The organism is Micropruina sp., assembly GCF_047606665.1.
Lineage (GTDB): Bacteria > Actinomycetota > Actinomycetes > Propionibacteriales > Propionibacteriaceae > Micropruina.
The window spans coordinates 151,635-166,538 of record NZ_JASGEF010000049.1; the positions used below are offsets into that span (position 1 = coordinate 151,635).

A 14,904-nucleotide genomic window follows, 5' to 3' on the forward strand; every position below is an offset into this window, starting at 1 on the left:
AAACCCGCTGCACACTGCACTCATGACTCCCGAGTTGGCTGAGGTGATCGCGGCGGGTAAGGCACTCGACGCGGATGAGCGTGAGATCGCGGCGCTCGCCTTTCAGCAGGTTGAGGACGATGAGCAGGCCGAGATTGACGCTGCCTGGGACGAAGAGATCGACCGTCGTGTCGATGACATCGTCTCCGGCAAGGTTGAGTTGGTCGACGGTGAGGAGACGCTTCGAATCGCCCGCGCTCGCCTGGCGTCGCGACGGGCGTGACGTTGGTCCGCTGGCGCGAACATCCCGCTGCTCGTGCTGAACTGCTTGATGCACTCGATTGGTACGGCGGGCGCGAGGCGGGCCTTGACGACCGCCTCCTCAGGCACTCGCGGATCGAACTGCCGAGCCAGCCGCGCGGGCGGTCGCGGGTGACCTGCACCAGATCAGATAGGGGGCGGCGGCCAATTCGACGACATCGCCGGATTCGCTGCGGCGGGTCCAGGCCTCGGTCCGCTGCCGGTGGCCGAAGAGCCGTACCAGCTCATCGGCGGCCCAGCGGACGCTGCGGACGCCCGTCGTCGGTGGGTCCGAGGCCACCTTGGCAGGTCGGGCAGTAGAACATCGTCCGTTGTCGCGTCGGTGGCCCGATCATCGCCACCCGGACGGTGTCGCCGCAGCGCCGGCAGGGCAGTCCGGAGCGGGCGTGCACCCAGTGGGTTTCGCCGCGCCGGGTGCTCCCGGTGGTGGATTGGACGACGGAGCGCCGGCCTACGTCCAGCAGCCGGTGGACGCGGTCGACCAGGCTCGCCAGCTGGGTGTCGGTCAGCTCGCCGGTCGGCGTCCAGGGATTGAGGCGTTCGGCGAACAGGCTTTCCGCCGCGTACAGGGTGCCGACCCCGGCCAGGTTGGACTGGTCGAGCAGCGCGGCGCCGATCGTGGTGCCGGCGGCAGCCAGGTTCGCGGCAGCTTGTGCGGCGTCCCAATCGGGGCCGAGGACGTCCGGGCCGAGATGCCCGACCACGGTGCTTTCGGCGTCGGTGCGGACGACGTCCAGCATGCCGAGGCGCTGCCCGAGCCCCGCCCATCGGACGGTGCTGAGGAAAGCACGGGTCTGGGCGTCCGGACGCGCGGCGGCGGCGTCCGTGATGCGCCACTGGCCCTCCATGCGCAGATGGGAATGGATGGTGTAGTCCGAGTCGAGCCGGTGCAGCAGGTGCTTGCCGCGGCTGACCACCTCGATGGTGGTGTCCCCGGCGAGGTCGACGGTGGAGACGCCCGGCCAGCGCAGATCGGCGCGGGTCAGCGACTCACCGGCGAAGGCCTGGTTGAGCCGCTGGGCGGTGCGCCAGACGGTGTCACCCTCGGGCATGATCGATGCTCCCGTCCGTCGAGTTCAGACGCTCCATACGTAGCGGTTCTCGGCATTCTGCTGGAAGACCCGCTTGCGCCACGGTCGGGCGTCCCATTCGCTGTCGGACGCCGTGCCCATGATGGCCTGCCGGAGCGCGTCGTCGGTCATCGCGGCGAAGCCACCGGTGGCCACCCGGAACGCCTGCGACGTGCTGGGGCCGATGCGGGCGGTGAGTTCGTCGATGACGTCCCTGCCCAGCCGAGAGCGGGGGTCCTTGCCGTGGTAGCCGGGCTGACGGCACCAGATCGCCAGCTGGAGCAGCGGGACGACGACCCAGGCCCCGATCGAGATGGCCGCCGGTGCCCACGCCGGAAGCCCGTGGGATCTGTTGCCGTCGTTCACCAGCATGCCCATCGTGCACAGGAACAACGCGGCCATCGTCGGGGCCCACACCATCGCCGGCGCCCCCGCCACCCGGTCGGGCGAGATGATCAGCCGTCGCCTGGTGAGCCGGAGCACGGCGAGGAAGTGCCTGAACGGGCCGGCCTGCTCACGCAACGTCTCCAGCCGGACGTCCCCGGCGATCTCCACCGTGTGGACGGTCACAGCATCGGCGTAGCGCCCGTCCGGAACCGGCGTCCCTGAAACGCGCAACCACCCTCCGTCCGCGCGCAACAGCCCCCGTTCGACGAGGTCCACGATCTGGCTGTCCACTGCCCGCGCCGGCCCGCCGCTGATCAGCGCGATGTCGACGAGCTCCAAGCCTTGCTCGATCTCGCGCCGTGCGTCGTCCGGGCGCGGCTGCCGGGACGCAAACCAGATGGCGAGCGCGACGCAGACGCCGGCGATGGACACCGCGACAGTTGCCCATAACGATGCGGTCACGTTCGTATTCGACCATGGTGCGGGCTCGCGTCCATCGGACGGCGCAGTGGTCGCCAGCACCGTGTCGGCGTAGAGGCTGCCCGATGCCCATCGGGAGGTTCCTCGCGGTCACTACGGCGCCAGTGCCCTCAGCGGGCAGGTGACGATGCCGTCGTCGGTGGTGAGGGTCGGCCCGGTACCGGTGACGACGAGCCGGAATGCGGGCTCCCCGATCGCTTCGGTGTCGATGTCGGCGATCACCCTGCGAAGGGAATCGGCGCCTGCCGCCACCTGCAGACCTCCGAGCTTGACCTCCACGGCACCCCAACGGCCGTCGGGGAGCGTGATCACCGCGTCCATCTCCTTTCCGTTGGAGTCGCGGTAGTGGCGGACTTCACCGTCGAGGGTTGTCGCGTAGACCATGAGGTCGTGGACCACTGCGCTCTCGAACAGCACCCCGAGGGTTTCGAGGTCGTGGCGTAGCTGAGTCGGCGTCGCGCCCAGCGACGCGGCCGCCAACGCCGGATCGACGAGGTGGAGCTTCGGAGACGTCCGGAGCCGGGCGCGGGACCGAAGCTTGGGAGCCCAGGGGTGCTGAGGCTCCACGATGAACAGGCGTTGCAGGAGTCCGACGTAGTTGCCGACGGTCTCGGCATTGATCGCCGGGGCGACCGCCCTGAGGTCCGAGGCCAGCGTCCGGTATGACACGTCTGAGGCGACGGAGCGGGCGAGGGCGGCGATGAGTTGCTTCACCACGTCCGGCTCATGGCGAATGCTCGCCAATCGGTAGATGTCGGTTCGTGCGACCTCGTCGATGTAGGCCCGCAGCCGGGTCGCGGACCGACCCGGCTCGAGCCCGATCATCGCCGGGAACCCCGGACGGAGGATGTTGTCGATTATGTCGTCGAGCTCGGAGCCTGCTGACATGTCGACGGTCGGCTGTTCGCCGTTGAACAGTCCGAGAATGCTGACCCGTCCGGTCGAGGCCGACTTCTCCTGCCACGTCATCGTCCGTTGCCGGAGCCTGAGGAACCGGCCGGCGCCAGTATGGCGAGTGACATCGTCGGGTGGGAGTGCGGAGCCGGTCAGGATGAAGCGGCCCGGTTCTGGGTCGGCATCCACTGCGCGTCTGACGAGATTCCAGAGCTCAGGGGCCAGCTGCCACTCGTCCAGCAGTCGCGGTGCCTCACCCTGGAGAATGGAGCGGGGCGCGATCGTCAGCAGGCGCTGGATCTCCGCGTCGTCGACGAAGGCGTAGGAGCGGGCCGCGTGCAGTGCGGTCATGGTCTTGCCGCTTGCCCGTGCGCCCTCGATGACGACCGCGCCGGCGGTGGCCAGTGAGCGCTCAAGTGCGGTGTCGATGACTCGCGGACGGTAGGGGCGTCCCAGGACGGCAGTCGTGTCCATGAAGACCACCGTACCTCTAAGCCGACGTTTGCAGGCTCTCTAAGCCGACGTTTGCAGTACGTCTAAGCCGATGTTTGCAGCACCTCTGGGCTGACTTCTGCAGACCTCCCGCTGGACCTGCCCCTCAGCGCCTCAGCCGGAGCCCCTGCGGGGTCAGCCGGAACCCGGCGCCGGCGAGGGCTTCGGCCAGCGCGTGGTCACTGCCGAGGACGTCCGCGCCGTCGATCTTGGCGACGGTGAGCTTGCCGAGGACGCCGGCGTGCACCGCGTCGGCCAAGGCTGTGGCGGACGATGCCAGCAGATCGGGGTCGTCGGTGAACGAGAGCAGGGTGCGTCCACCACGTTCGACGTAGAGGGTGAGGTCGCCGTCGGCGAGCACGACCAGGGCGCCGGCCTTGCGTCCGGGCTGGTGCTTCGTGCCTTCGGCCCGCGCCGGCCAGGGCAGCGCGGCCCCGTAGGGGTTGGCCGGGTCGGTCGCGGCCAGCACCAGGGCGGCGGGGGCGGCCGGTGCTTCCCGCAGCAGGTCGATGGCGTGCCGGTCGCTGAACTGAGCGGCGCCCAACCCTTCGACAAAGTAGCCGCGGCGCACCTGGCCGGCGTCCTCGAAGGCGCTGAACACCCGGTAGGCGCCGGCGAAACCACCGGTCACCTCCTCGTTGGTCACCGAGCCGCGGGTGACCACGCCGTACCTGTCCAGCAGCACGTCGGCGCGCGCTGCGGCCAGCACGGTCGGGTCGGTCTCGACAGCCGGCAGCAGCGCCCATCGTCCGGACGCCTCGGGCGGGCCGGACGCCCGTGGCAGCGGTCCGCGCGGCAGGCCACGGCGTCCGAACCGTCCCCGGGCAGGTGTGGGCCGGCCCTTCAGCGTGGCGCGCCCGCCGCTCAGCAAAGCCCGTAGCGGGGCCAGGGTGTCGTTGCTGATGTGCCCCGACCAGACCAGTTGCCAGAGCGCCTCGGACAGCTCGGCGTCCGAGGCCGGGACCCGTTCGGCGAGGGTGCGGAACAGGTAGCTGCCACCGCCGGCAAGGGCCTCCAGCACCCGCGCGGCCAGATTGCCGGGCACCTCACCGGGCGGGTGCAGGGTCAGTGGTGCAACGTCGGCCGGATGCAGGCTGACCCAGCCGTCCGTCCCGGCCAGGGCTCCGGCACCTTGCCAGACCACCTCGCCGCTGGCCAACAGTTCGTCCAGCATCGCCGGACGATAGTCGCGCACCCGTGCCGGCAGCACCAGCGATTCCAGCGAGCTTGCCGGCACCGGATAGCCGGCCAGCTGCTGGATCGCCGACAGCACACCCGGGGTTCCCGACAGCGGCGCCGTCACCCCTTGCCAGTGGCTCAGGAAACGCGCGAACTGCCGCGGCGGCACCGGTTCCACGGCGTTGCGCAGCGCCGCAAGCGAGCGCCGTCTCAGGACCCGCAGGACGCCGGGGTCGCAGTAGTCGAGGCCGCCGCGCGGGGTCTCGACAAGCTCGACCGGCGAGGACTCGACCGGCGACGACGGAGGCAGCCAGCCCGGTGGCCGCAGATCGCCCTCGACCAGGCGTCCGTCAGAGACCAGCCTGCTCAGCACTCCGTGCACCACCGCCGGTCCGACGCCGAGCCAGCCGGCCAGCTCGGTGGCCAGGAACGGCGCATGCCCGCGGGCCCAGCGCAGCACCAGGTCGCCCAACGGATCGGGCACCGGCGCGCGATGCGCCTCAGGAACGCCCACCGGCACGCTGACCCCGAGCGCGTCGATCAGGCGTCCGGCGTCCTCCACGGCCGCCCACCGGGTGCCGCCGCCGATGCGTACCTCGATCACCCGGCGCTGCTCGGTCAGCCCGATCAGCCAGCCGGGCACCTGCTCGGGTTCGGTGCTGCGGGCCCGGAGCGCGGACAGGTCGAGCGGGCCGAGAATTCGGATCAGGTCCGCCAGATCTTCCTGGTTGCGGGCCCGGCGTCCCTCGACGAGGTGCTGCAGCTCCGATTCGGTCCGGGTCAACGATTCGGGATCGAGTAGGTCGGACAATGCCAGGCCGTCCGACGTACCTAGCAGGTCGGCCAGCAACGCCGGATCGAGGGTGAGCGCCGCCGCCCGTTTCTCGGCCAGCGGCGAATCGCCCTCGTAGAGGAATTGCGCCACGTAACCGAACAGCAGCGAGCCGGCGAACGGGGACGGGCGGGGCGTGGTGACCTCCACGGTGCGCACCTGCCGGGTCGCGATCGACCGCATCAACTCGACCAGTGCCGGAACGTCGAAGACGTCCTGGACGCATTCCCGCACCGCCTCCAGCACGATCGGGAAACTCGGATACTCCGACGCCACTTCGAGCAGCTGCGAGGCTCGCTGACGTTGTTGCCACAAGGCCTGACGCTTGTCCGGACGACGTTTGGGCAGCAGCAACGCCCGTCCGGCGCACTCCCGGAACCGGCTGGCGAACAACGCCGACGAACCGATCTGCGCGGTGACCAGCCCGGAGATCTCGTCGGGGTCGAACACGATCGACTCCACCACGTCGGGCACCGGGGAGCCCTCATCAGCCCACCCCGCATCGGGCAGCCGCAGCACGATGCCGTCGTCGCCGTGCATGGCCTGGACGTCGACGCCGTGCGATTCCCGTAGCCGGGCCGCGATGGCCAGAGCCCACGGGGCGTGCACCCCGGCGCCGAACGGTGAATGGATCACCACCCGCCAGTCGCCGAGTTCGTCGCGGAATCGCTCCACCACGATCGTGGTGTCGCTGGGCAGCTGCGGGATCGCCTCACGCTGCTCGGTCAGGTAGCCGACCAGATTGTCGGCCGCCCACTCGTCCAGCCCAGCGGCCGTGGCCCGCTGTTTCGCCGTCTCCGGAGTCATGCCGCCCAGTTCGCGCACGAAGGCACCCAGCGCCTTGCCCAGTTCGGCCGGGCGTCCGAGGGTGTCACCCTTCCAGAACGGCAGCCGACCGGGTTCGCCGGGCGCCGGGCTGACCAGCACCTGATCGTGGGTGATGTCCTCGATCCGCCAGGTGGAGGTGCCCAGGGTGATCACGTCGCCCACCCGCGATTCGTAGACCATCTCTTCATCGAGCTCGCCGACCCGGCGCCCGACCCCCTCGCCGACCACGAACACCCCGAACATGCCGCGATCGGGAATCGTGCCGCCCGAGGTCACCGCCAGCCGTTGCGCGCCGCGGCGTCCGGTCAGGGTGTCGGTGGTGCGGTCCCAGACCAGCCTCGGGCGCAGTTCGGCGAATGCCTCGGACGGGTAGCGTCCGGCCAGCATGTCGAGCACCGATTCGAGCACCGGACGGGTCAGCCCGCTGAACGGGGCGGCGCGACGGACCAACGCCTCCAGGTCGGGAACGGTGATCGAATCGAGCGCACAGATCGCGACGATCTGTTGTGCCAGAACGTCGAGCGGATTGGACGGCACCCGCAGCTCTTCGATCGCCCCGGCCCGCATCCGCTCGGTGATCACCGCGGTCTGCACCAGGTCGCCGCGGAACTTCGGGAACAGCACCCCACGCGAGACCGCCCCCACCTGGTGCCCAGCGCGTCCGACCCGTTGCAGTCCGGACGCCACCGACGGCGGCGCCTCCACCTGGACGACCAGATCGACCGCGCCCATGTCGATGCCCAACTCCAGCGATGAGGTGGCCACTACGGCGGGCAGCCGTCCGGCCTTCAGGTCGTCCTCGGTCTGGGCGCGCTGCTCCTTGCTGACCGAGCCGTGATGGGCACGGGCCAGCAGCGGCGGTGCACCCTGGGATTTGCCCGACTGAGCCATCACCTCCGCCGGCGTCCGCTTGGTCTCGACAAGCTCGACCGACGCGGTCTGCCGCTCGGCCCAGATCTCGTTCAGCCGGGCAGTCAACCGTTCAGCGAGCCGGCGGGAGTTGGCGAACACCAGGGTGGAGCGATGGGCGGCGACCAGGTCGACGATCTTCTCTTCGACGTGCGGCCAGATCGAGGTCCGCCGCGGGTCGCCCGCCGCCGGTCCGGACAGGTCTTCGGTCACCTCGCCCAGCGCGCCCAGATCGGGCACCGGCACCACCACGGAAAGATCCCAGGACTTCTCGCTGGGCGGGTTGACGATGCTGACGCCCCGTCCACCGGCCAGGAACCGGCCCACCTCCTCGATCGGACGGACGGTCGCCGACAGCCCGATCCGTTGCGCGGGCCGTTCCAGCAGCGCGTCCAGACGTTCCAGGGAGAGCGCCAGATGGGCACCGCGCTTGCCTCCGGCCAGGGCGTGGATCTCGTCGACGATCACCGTCCGCACACTGGTCAGCGTCTCGCGGGCGGCCGAGGTGAGCAGCAGGAACAGCGATTCGGGCGTGGTGATCAAGATGTCGGACGGTTCGCGCGCGAAGCTGCGGCGCTGATCGGCGGGGGTGTCGCCGGAGCGGACCGCCACGGTGATCGACGGCGGTTCCAGACCCAACCGGACGGATTCGTGGCCGATCCCGACCAGCGGCGAGCGCAGATTGCGTTCCACGTCGACGGCCAGCGCCTTGAGCGGGGAGACGTACAGCACCCGGCAGCGTTTCAGCTTCTCAGGAGTCGATTCGGTGGCCAATCGATCGAGCGCCCAGAGGAACGCCGAGAGCGTCTTGCCCGATCCGGTGGGTGCCACGACCAGGGTGTGCTGCCCGGAGCTGATCGCGTCCCAGGCGCCGGCCTGAGCCGCGGTGGGCGCGGAGAAGCTGCCCCGGAACCAACTCGCGGTGGCCGGGGAGAACCGGTCGAGAACGTCGTCTGCCATGACGTGATCACAATGCCACGGGGTGCCGACACGATTCTGTCGGCCGCCGTCACTACCATCACCGACATGAGCAGCAGGAGCCAGACCAAGCGGGCCACCCGGGCCAAGGAACGTGCCCGTCAGCGGGCGCGCGATAAGCAGCGGGCGCAGCGGTCGAACGGGCCGTCCAGCCCCTTCGGCGACGCCGGCGGCTTCTTCGACAGCGCCTTCGGTCGATACCGCGAACCCGATCCCCGGCCGCGTGGCGCGGCTGAGATCCTGGACGACGCGAGGTACGGCGTGCTGATCACGGAGCTGCTCCCCCAGGCGCGGACGATTGAGCCGGCCAGGTTCTATGCCGACGCCGAGCCGGTGCTGGTCGGCTGGGTGCGGCAGATCTACGGCTGTGGCTGGCAGCCGACCGAGCTGATCCGCTTCGCTCGGCTGCGGGCCAAGACCGCCGGCGCCGACCTGATCCGTCTCGCCATCGCCGCGGAGCGCGCGTCGCGGCAGGGACCCACCCGGGACGATCCGCAGTGGCTTCGCCAGTGGGCCGCCGCCGAGCTGCCGACGGAATTGCCCGCTCGGGGTTGGGCGATGGCCTGGGCTCGCCGAGCGGTCGACGACGACATCAAGGCGATCCTCCGCCTCGCGATGGCCTTGGGTCGCATCCCCGAACTGGACCAGCTGCTGCCGCCCCCACCGGGGGTGCACGCCCGGCGTCCGCTGATCGGCCGGTCCGCCACGGCGGCGAGTGCGAACCCGATACTGGAACGCGTCCGGGCGTTGCTGGCCAAGGCCGAATCGACCGAGCACGAGTCCGAGGCGATGGCGTTCACCGCCAAGGCACAGGAGTTGATGACCAAACACGCCATCGAGCAGGCAATGGTCGACGAGGCCGGTGCCAGCGAAAGTCAGCCGGGAATGATCCGCGTCCCGATCGACGCGCCGTATGCCGATGCGAAGGCTCTGCTGTTGCAGACGATCGCGGAGCACACCCGCTGCCGGTCGTTGTTCAATGCCGAACTGGCGTTCTCCAACGTGGTCGGCTATGCCGACGACCTGGAGGCGGTGGAGTTGCTGTTCACCTCGCTGCTGGTGCAGGCGCAACGGGCACTGGTCGAGGCCAGCGCCGCAGCCCCACCTGGTGCCCGCACCAGGTCGCAGGCCTTCCGCTCCGCCTTCCTGCTGGGCTTCACCGCACGGATCGGCGAGCGCCTCGCAGAGGTCCGCAGGGTCGCCTACACCAGCGCCGACGCGACCGGGTTCCTGCCCGTGCTGGCCTCGCGTGACACCCGGATCGACGAGTTCATGGCGGAGCGGTTCCAGGCCACCACTTCCGAACGGGTGCGCGGCGGTTACGACGCGTCCGGCTACGCGAGCGGCCGGATGGCGGGCGACGCGGCGGCCTTCACCGCGGGCGATCTGGTGGCCGAACCAGACCTGGCGCGGTCGTCCGCCGTTCCCGTAGCGCCACAGCTGTTCTGATCGCCGGTTTGGTACCCGACCATGACAAGTTCTCAGCCACGGACCGGGCGCTTGACGTTGGGTGGTCCAGCCAGCAGGTTTGCCTGAGAACTCACCAAGGAAGCAGGAGCCATCTCTGACACCGCCACCACCGGAAAGCTCAGACTCTGGCAGGCGATCGCCATCTCGGTGGGCGCCAGCGTTTCACTGGTGTTCGTCATCGCCTTCGCCGGGGTCGGCGCCGTCGCCTACGGCTTCGTCCGGCTCACCTCGTACTTCAACCATGTCGGCTCGATCTACGATCTGGTCGGCATCACCGTCGGACCGCGCGCCGGCTTCCGCTCGGGAATCCGGTGCCCGATCGAACTCGGAATGTAGACGGTCTTGCGCTTGAAGCTCTTCAGCGCGGTCGGCTCGATCGTCTCCTTGGCGTTCTTCAGCATGACCACCGAGTCGAACTGGGCGTCGATGCCGTCCGCGACCTTGTCGGCGCTGGCGACGATCTTCTCGGACGCAGGTCGAGGTACGGATTCTCGAACAGGCCGGGCAGCAGCAGCATTCGCACGATGCGCTCGCCGGACGCCCGGAAGCGGGTGTCGGCGTCGATGCTGTTCTTGCCGGCCTGATAGTCGGCGTGCCACAGCGCGTGCGCGGCCAGCACCGGCGTCAGCCTGTTCGGAAGCATCGCCGGCGGTCGAGTTGAAACCGGATTTTGGTTGATAATTGTTACCCCCTAGGGGTATATGCGTCGTCCGGACTCACGGACGAGCCACTTCTTGGTGGATATGGCCACCCTCCGGACATCTGATATCAACCAGAATCCGGTTCGAGCGCGAGCCGGACCTCGCCACTGTGGTGATATCCACCAAAATCTGGCTTGGGTGGCTGCACCTGACGTTTCCGGGACGTCAGCGGGTGAACGTGTAGCGGGAGCCCAGCGCCCACATCACCCCGGCCAGCACCACGGTGCAGGCCAACTGGATCGGGTACAGCCAGCCGACCGGAATCACCGCCGGGGCCGGAATCACAACGAATACGGCACCCATCAGCGTCACCAGCGGAATCGCCAACCGCAGCACCTGCAGAACAACACCGTAGCCGCGGTCGCGTGACCCGAGCCGCTGCAGCAGCGCCGTGCACAGGCAGTAGACGAACGCCAGCACGACCAGGCGCAACCCCAGGGCGACCAGCACCGTCAGAACGGCGACCGGCGAGATGAACTGGATCAGTTCCAGCACCAGCGCGGTGATCGCCATATTGCGGGCCCAGACGAACCATCGGTCGACATCGATCAGCTGGTTCATGCCCATGGCGGCCATCACCCAGCCCACCAGATCGAGCGACAGCAGCACCGAGCCGAGACGAATCTCGACCAGCACCAGCAACAAACCGACGGCGGCAAGACAAAGCGGTGGCATGCCGCCAGGGTAGCGGCCGGGTCAGCCGCCCGGACGGGCAACGTGCCGGCGCACGTCAGGCTTCTCCGACGGTCCGGCAACGACCGGACTCACCCAGGGCCCGTCATCGGACGCCAGCACGATCCCGTCCTCGATGAACGCATAGCGTCCGGCAAGCACCTGCTTCGCCGCCGCCGCATCGGCACCGTCGGTGTTCTCCCACAGCGCAGTGAACAGCGCGCCGATGCGCACCCGGGCCTGCTGGCAGAACAGGTCGGCCAACTCGACTCCTTCGGGACGCTCAGCACGTTCCGCGGTGGCCCGCAGACAGGCGGCGGTCATCGCGAAGAGCTCGGCGCCGATGTCCACGACCCGTCCCAGGAACGCCTGCTTGTACTCCATCGCCCCTTGCCAGCGACCCATGCCGTAGAAGATCGAGCGGGCCAGCTTGCGGGCGGTGCGCTCCAGGTAACGGATGTGGCCGGCCAGCGGACCGAACTCGGCGAACGAATTCGGCACCGTGCCCTTGCCGGTCACCAGAGTGGGCAGCCAGGTCGCATAGAAGGCGCCCGCCTTGGCCACCGCGTGGATCTTGTCGTCGCGGGACGCCTCCGGGTCGATGATGTCGCCGGCGACGGCCAGGTGGGCGTCCACCGCCTCGCGGGCGATCAACAGATGCATGATCTCGGTCGATCCTTCGAAGATCCGCATGATCCGCAGGTCGCGCAACACCTGCTCGGCTTCGATGCCTCGCTCGCCACGCGCCCGTTGCGACGCGGACGTCTCGAAGCCGCGCCCGCCACGGATCTGCACCAGGTCGTCGCCGATCGCCCACGCCTTCTCGGACGCGTACAGCTTCAGCAGGGCGGCCTCGATCCGGATGTCGTTCGCGTCGTCGTCGGCCAGCAGGCAGCACAGGTCGAGCATCGCCTCGAGCGCATAGGTGGTGGCCGCCATCTGACCGATCTTGGTGGCGATCGCCTCATGCCGGCCGACCGGACGCCCCCACTGCACCCGTTCCGCCGACCAGCCGCGGGCCACGTTCACACACCACTTGGCGGCCGTCACACACATCGCCGGCAGCGAAAGGCGTCCGGTGTTCAACGTTGTCAGCGCGATCTTCAGACCGCGTCCCTCACCGACCAACACGTTCTCGGCAGGCACGAACACGTCGTGGAAGCGGGTCACCGAGTTCTCGATCCCGCGCAGCCCCATGAAGGCGTTCCGGTTCTCGACCGTGATGCCTGGAGTGTCCGCCTCGACCACGAAGGCGGTGACGCCGCCGCGGCGTGCCTCGTCGGCCGGCACCCGTGCCATCACCACCAGCAGCGAGGCGATGGTGCCGTTGGTGGCCCACAGCTTCACGCCGTTGAGCAGATAGCCGCCGTCGACCGGGGTCGCCGTGCAGGCCAGCCGGGCCGGGTCGGAGCCGACGTCGGGCTCGGTGAGCAGGAAGGCGGACACCTCGCCAGCAGCCACTCGCGGCAGGAAGCGCTGCTTCTGCTCCTCGGAGCCGAACATCTTCACCGGCTGCGGCACCCCGATCGACTGGTGGGCGCTGAGCAGCGTCCCGATCGAGGAATGCGCCGACCCGATCAGCGTCAACGCCTTGCAGTAATACAGGTGCGAGAGACCCTGCCCGCCGTACTGGGTGGGCAGCTTCATGCCGAAGGCGCCCAACTCGGCTAGGCCGCGGAAGACCTCGTCGGGAATCGAACCGGTCTCCTCGATGGCGGCGCTGTCGATGCTTTCGGCGAATGGCCGCAATCGCTCCAGGAACGCCTCACCGGTAGCGATCTGGTCAGGGCTGTTCGACGGCCACGGATCGACCAGATCGAGCCGCAGCCGGCCGAGGAAGAGCTCCTTGCCGAAGCTCGGCTTGGTCCACGTGGACTCCCGTGCGGCCTCCGCGACCTTGCGGGCCTCGCGTTCGGTGGGTCCGGTCTGAGTGGGGGACATACGCACCTCCTGCTGCTGTACATCGACGGTACTCCCGAGCTGGCGAATCGTGTCCCGTTGGTTGAAGGATGGCGCCATGGCTGCGCGACCGCTGCGGGCCTGGTGGTCGGCAGCGCCGCTTCCCGATCCGACCGAGACCTGGGCGCCACCAACTGCCGCACCTCCGGCGACCTGACGACGGTGCTGCGATCCTGGGAGGACCGGTTCGGCACCGTGCCGATGCTGCTCGGATTCCTGGTCGCCGAACACTACGCGTTCTGTCCCGACAACGTCGACCAGGACCCCGCCGAGCTGGCGGCGTACGGCGAGGAGATCGCCGGCTCACCGTTCTGGACGTTCTGGTGGGACTGGCCGGCGCCGGTCACCCATTCCAGCGCGGTGCGGACGGCGACCGCCCGTGACGGCATGAACCAGTGGAAGAAGAACCAGCGGGCCAGCCAGGCCGGCCACCCGGTGAGCTGGACGCCGTACAGTTCGGTGGCGCCGCGTCCGACCCCGAGGCTGGCGCCCTGACCGAGACCGGGAAAGCTGAACGGCTTCGGCGCGCGCCCCTGCAGGGTGCGGACGACGTTCGCCCCGATCTGCTTGCCGTGGTAGATCGCCCATAAGGCGTTCGCCGGGCAGTCCTGCGATCCGGCCGGATGGGGCACGGCCGCCACGTCGCCGCCGGCCCACACGTCCGGCGCCACCCGCAGGAAGCGGTCGGTGCGCAGGCGTCCGGAGTCGTCGCGGGCGAGGGCGTCCAGGCCGGGCAGGGCGACCGGCGTCTGGCCGACGGTGGAGATCACCGTGCCGGACGCCACGAAACCCGCCGCCCCCAGCTCGGCACCGTCGGCGGTGACCCGGCGCAGCCGGGTGCCGGGCAGGAACTCGACACCGGATCGCCGCGCCTGCCGCACGGCGTAGTCGGCGATCCGGGAGTATCGCGGCCGCAGCATCGGCAGTGCCTCGGCGCCCGGATGAGCCAGCAGAACCCGCGCCTGCGGCAGCCGCTGAGCGAGTGCGGTCGCCGCCTCCACGCCGGTGAACCCGCCGCCGGCGACGACCACGGTATGCCGTCCGGTCAGGCCGGCCAGATGGGCGCGGAGCGCGGCCAGGCCGTCCGGATCCTTCAGCGACCAGCCGTGGTCGGCGAGTCCGGGGACGCGGGTGGCGGCGTCCCGGCTGCCGACCCCGACGACCAGCTGGTCGTAGCGGAGCTCGCGGTCGCCGCCCGCAGCGTGCACCCGGACCGCGCGACGGGCGGTGTCGACGGCGGCGACGGTGCCATGGACGATCTCGACACCGGGCAGCAGCCGGGTCAGCGGCACCCGGGCATGCTCGGGACGGACGTGGCCGGTGATCACCTCGGCCGTCCAGCCGTGGAACGAATGATCGGGTGCGGCCGACACCAGCCGGACGCGGACGCCGGCAAGCGCACCGGCCCGGACGGCGCGGGCGATGGTCCGCGCCGCCCACAACCCGGTGTAGCCACCGCCGGCGACGACGATCTCGGTGGTCATCTCAGGCCGCCGCGGCAAGCTCGGTGGACGGCTGGGAATCCGGCCAGTCGACCCGTCGGCCGAAGGACAGCGGCTCGGCGAGGGTGAAGCCCAGGTGCCGGAAGCGTCGGGCGGCGTCCCGCATCCGGATCGCGTGGTCGACTGTCCATGGCCACCGTAACCTCCTCGTAGGCGGCCAGTTGATCTCCTTTCTGGTGGTCACGTGATGTCCCGTTCCGTGGCCAGCTGATCTCCCTGCCGTGTCCTGGGTCGACGGCGTGTCGGCCCTC

Annotated in this window: 12 protein-coding genes and 1 pseudogene; 4 read left to right on the plus strand and 9 right to left on the minus strand. The window is 69.7% G+C overall.

What is annotated here, in order from left to right; all coding sequences use genetic code 11:
* The first annotated feature begins 22 nt into the window (after positions 1-22).
* Complete coding sequence (locus QM619_RS12415; protein ID WP_415108970.1) at positions 23-262, plus strand: addiction module protein; 240 nt, start codon at positions 23-25, stop codon at positions 260-262.
* 262 nt (positions 263-524) lie between these two features.
* Here the strand turns inward: QM619_RS12415 and QM619_RS12420 are convergent, their stop codons facing one another.
* The 4 genes from QM619_RS12420 to QM619_RS12435 form a co-directional block, all read right to left on the minus strand.
* Positions 525-1,352 (minus strand): DNA-formamidopyrimidine glycosylase family protein, encoded by an 828-nt coding sequence (locus QM619_RS12420; RefSeq protein ID WP_415108973.1) that lies wholly within the window; start codon positions 1,350-1,352, stop codon positions 525-527.
* 24 nt (positions 1,353-1,376) lie between these two features.
* The gene (locus tag QM619_RS12425) at positions 1,377-2,219 is read right to left on the minus strand and encodes a TIGR04222 domain-containing membrane protein (protein ID WP_415108976.1); all 843 of its coding nucleotides are present in this window, start codon (positions 2,217-2,219) and stop codon (positions 1,377-1,379) included.
* A gap of 111 nt (positions 2,220-2,330) precedes the next feature.
* Positions 2,331-3,605 (minus strand): ATP-binding protein, encoded by a 1,275-nt coding sequence (locus tag QM619_RS12430; protein WP_415108979.1) that lies wholly within the window; start codon positions 3,603-3,605, stop codon positions 2,331-2,333.
* Between the two features lie 124 nt (positions 3,606-3,729).
* Positions 3,730-8,331, minus strand: a complete 4,602-nt coding sequence (locus tag QM619_RS12435; RefSeq protein ID WP_415108982.1) for an ATP-dependent helicase — start codon at positions 8,329-8,331, stop codon at positions 3,730-3,732.
* A gap of 66 nt (positions 8,332-8,397) precedes the next feature.
* Here QM619_RS12435 and QM619_RS12440 point away from each other — a divergent pair, with 66 nt between their 5' ends.
* Both QM619_RS12440 and QM619_RS12445 read left to right on the plus strand, forming a co-directional pair.
* A complete protein-coding gene (locus QM619_RS12440; RefSeq protein WP_415108985.1) occupies positions 8,398-9,798 on the plus strand; it encodes a DUF2786 domain-containing protein in 1,401 nt (466 codons plus the stop codon).
* Between the two features lie 189 nt (positions 9,799-9,987).
* On the plus strand, positions 9,988-10,155 hold the full coding sequence (locus QM619_RS12445; RefSeq protein WP_415108988.1) for a hypothetical protein: 168 nt from the start codon (positions 9,988-9,990) through the stop codon (positions 10,153-10,155).
* A gap of 58 nt (positions 10,156-10,213) precedes the next feature.
* Here the strand turns inward: QM619_RS12445 and QM619_RS12450 are convergent, their stop codons facing one another.
* The 3 genes from QM619_RS12450 to QM619_RS12460 all read right to left on the minus strand — a co-directional run bounded on the left by QM619_RS12450 (position 10,214) and on the right by QM619_RS12460 (position 13,133).
* Positions 10,214-10,462 carry a hypothetical protein gene (locus QM619_RS12450; protein WP_415108991.1) on the minus strand — a complete coding sequence of 83 codons (249 nt, stop codon included), beginning with the start codon at positions 10,460-10,462 and terminating at the stop codon, positions 10,214-10,216.
* 223 nt (positions 10,463-10,685) lie between these two features.
* Entirely contained in the window at positions 10,686-11,195 is a 510-nt protein-coding gene (locus tag QM619_RS12455; protein ID WP_415108994.1) for a hypothetical protein, read from the minus strand.
* Positions 11,196-11,216: 21 nt separating this feature from the next.
* A complete protein-coding gene (locus tag QM619_RS12460; RefSeq protein WP_415108997.1) occupies positions 11,217-13,133 on the minus strand; it encodes an acyl-CoA dehydrogenase family protein in 1,917 nt (638 codons plus the stop codon).
* Positions 13,134-13,352: 219 nt separating this feature from the next.
* Between QM619_RS12460 and QM619_RS12465 the strand changes: the two genes are divergently transcribed.
* Positions 13,353-13,646 carry a DUF4253 domain-containing protein gene (locus tag QM619_RS12465; protein ID WP_415109022.1) on the plus strand — a complete coding sequence of 98 codons (294 nt, stop codon included), beginning with the start codon at positions 13,353-13,355 and terminating at the stop codon, positions 13,644-13,646.
* A gap of 125 nt (positions 13,647-13,771) precedes the next feature.
* Here the strand turns inward: QM619_RS12465 and QM619_RS12470 are convergent.
* Positions 13,772-14,635, minus strand: a pseudogene (locus QM619_RS12470) (NAD(P)/FAD-dependent oxidoreductase); the annotation flags it as partial.
* A gap of 1 nt (position 14,636) precedes the next feature.
* Positions 14,637-14,837, minus strand: a complete 201-nt coding sequence (locus QM619_RS12475) for a hypothetical protein (protein ID WP_415109000.1) — start codon at positions 14,835-14,837, stop codon at positions 14,637-14,639.
* Positions 14,838-14,904: the final 67 nt, after the last annotated feature.

Excerpts from the sequence above, each read along its gene's own strand:
- QM619_RS12415 (WP_415108970.1), top strand. The coding sequence starts at position 23 with ATGACTCCCGAGTTGGCTGAGGTGATCGCGGCGGGTAAGGCACTCGAC.
- QM619_RS12420 (WP_415108973.1), bottom strand. The coding sequence starts at position 1,352 with ATGCCCGAGGGTGACACCGTCTGGCGCACCGCCCAGCGGCTCAACCAG.
- QM619_RS12430 (WP_415108979.1), bottom strand. The coding sequence starts at position 3,605 with ATGGACACGACTGCCGTCCTGGGACGCCCCTACCGTCCGCGAGTCATC.
- QM619_RS12435 (WP_415108982.1), bottom strand. The coding sequence starts at position 8,331 with ATGGCAGACGACGTTCTCGACCGGTTCTCCCCGGCCACCGCGAGTTGG.
- QM619_RS12440 (WP_415108985.1), top strand. The coding sequence starts at position 8,398 with ATGAGCAGCAGGAGCCAGACCAAGCGGGCCACCCGGGCCAAGGAACGT.
- QM619_RS12450 (WP_415108991.1), bottom strand. The coding sequence starts at position 10,462 with ATGCTTCCGAACAGGCTGACGCCGGTGCTGGCCGCGCACGCGCTGTGG.
- QM619_RS12455 (WP_415108994.1), bottom strand. The coding sequence starts at position 11,195 with ATGCCACCGCTTTGTCTTGCCGCCGTCGGTTTGTTGCTGGTGCTGGTC.
- QM619_RS12460 (WP_415108997.1), bottom strand. The coding sequence starts at position 13,133 with ATGTCCCCCACTCAGACCGGACCCACCGAACGCGAGGCCCGCAAGGTC.
- QM619_RS12465 (WP_415109022.1), top strand. The coding sequence starts at position 13,353 with ATGCTGCTCGGATTCCTGGTCGCCGAACACTACGCGTTCTGTCCCGAC.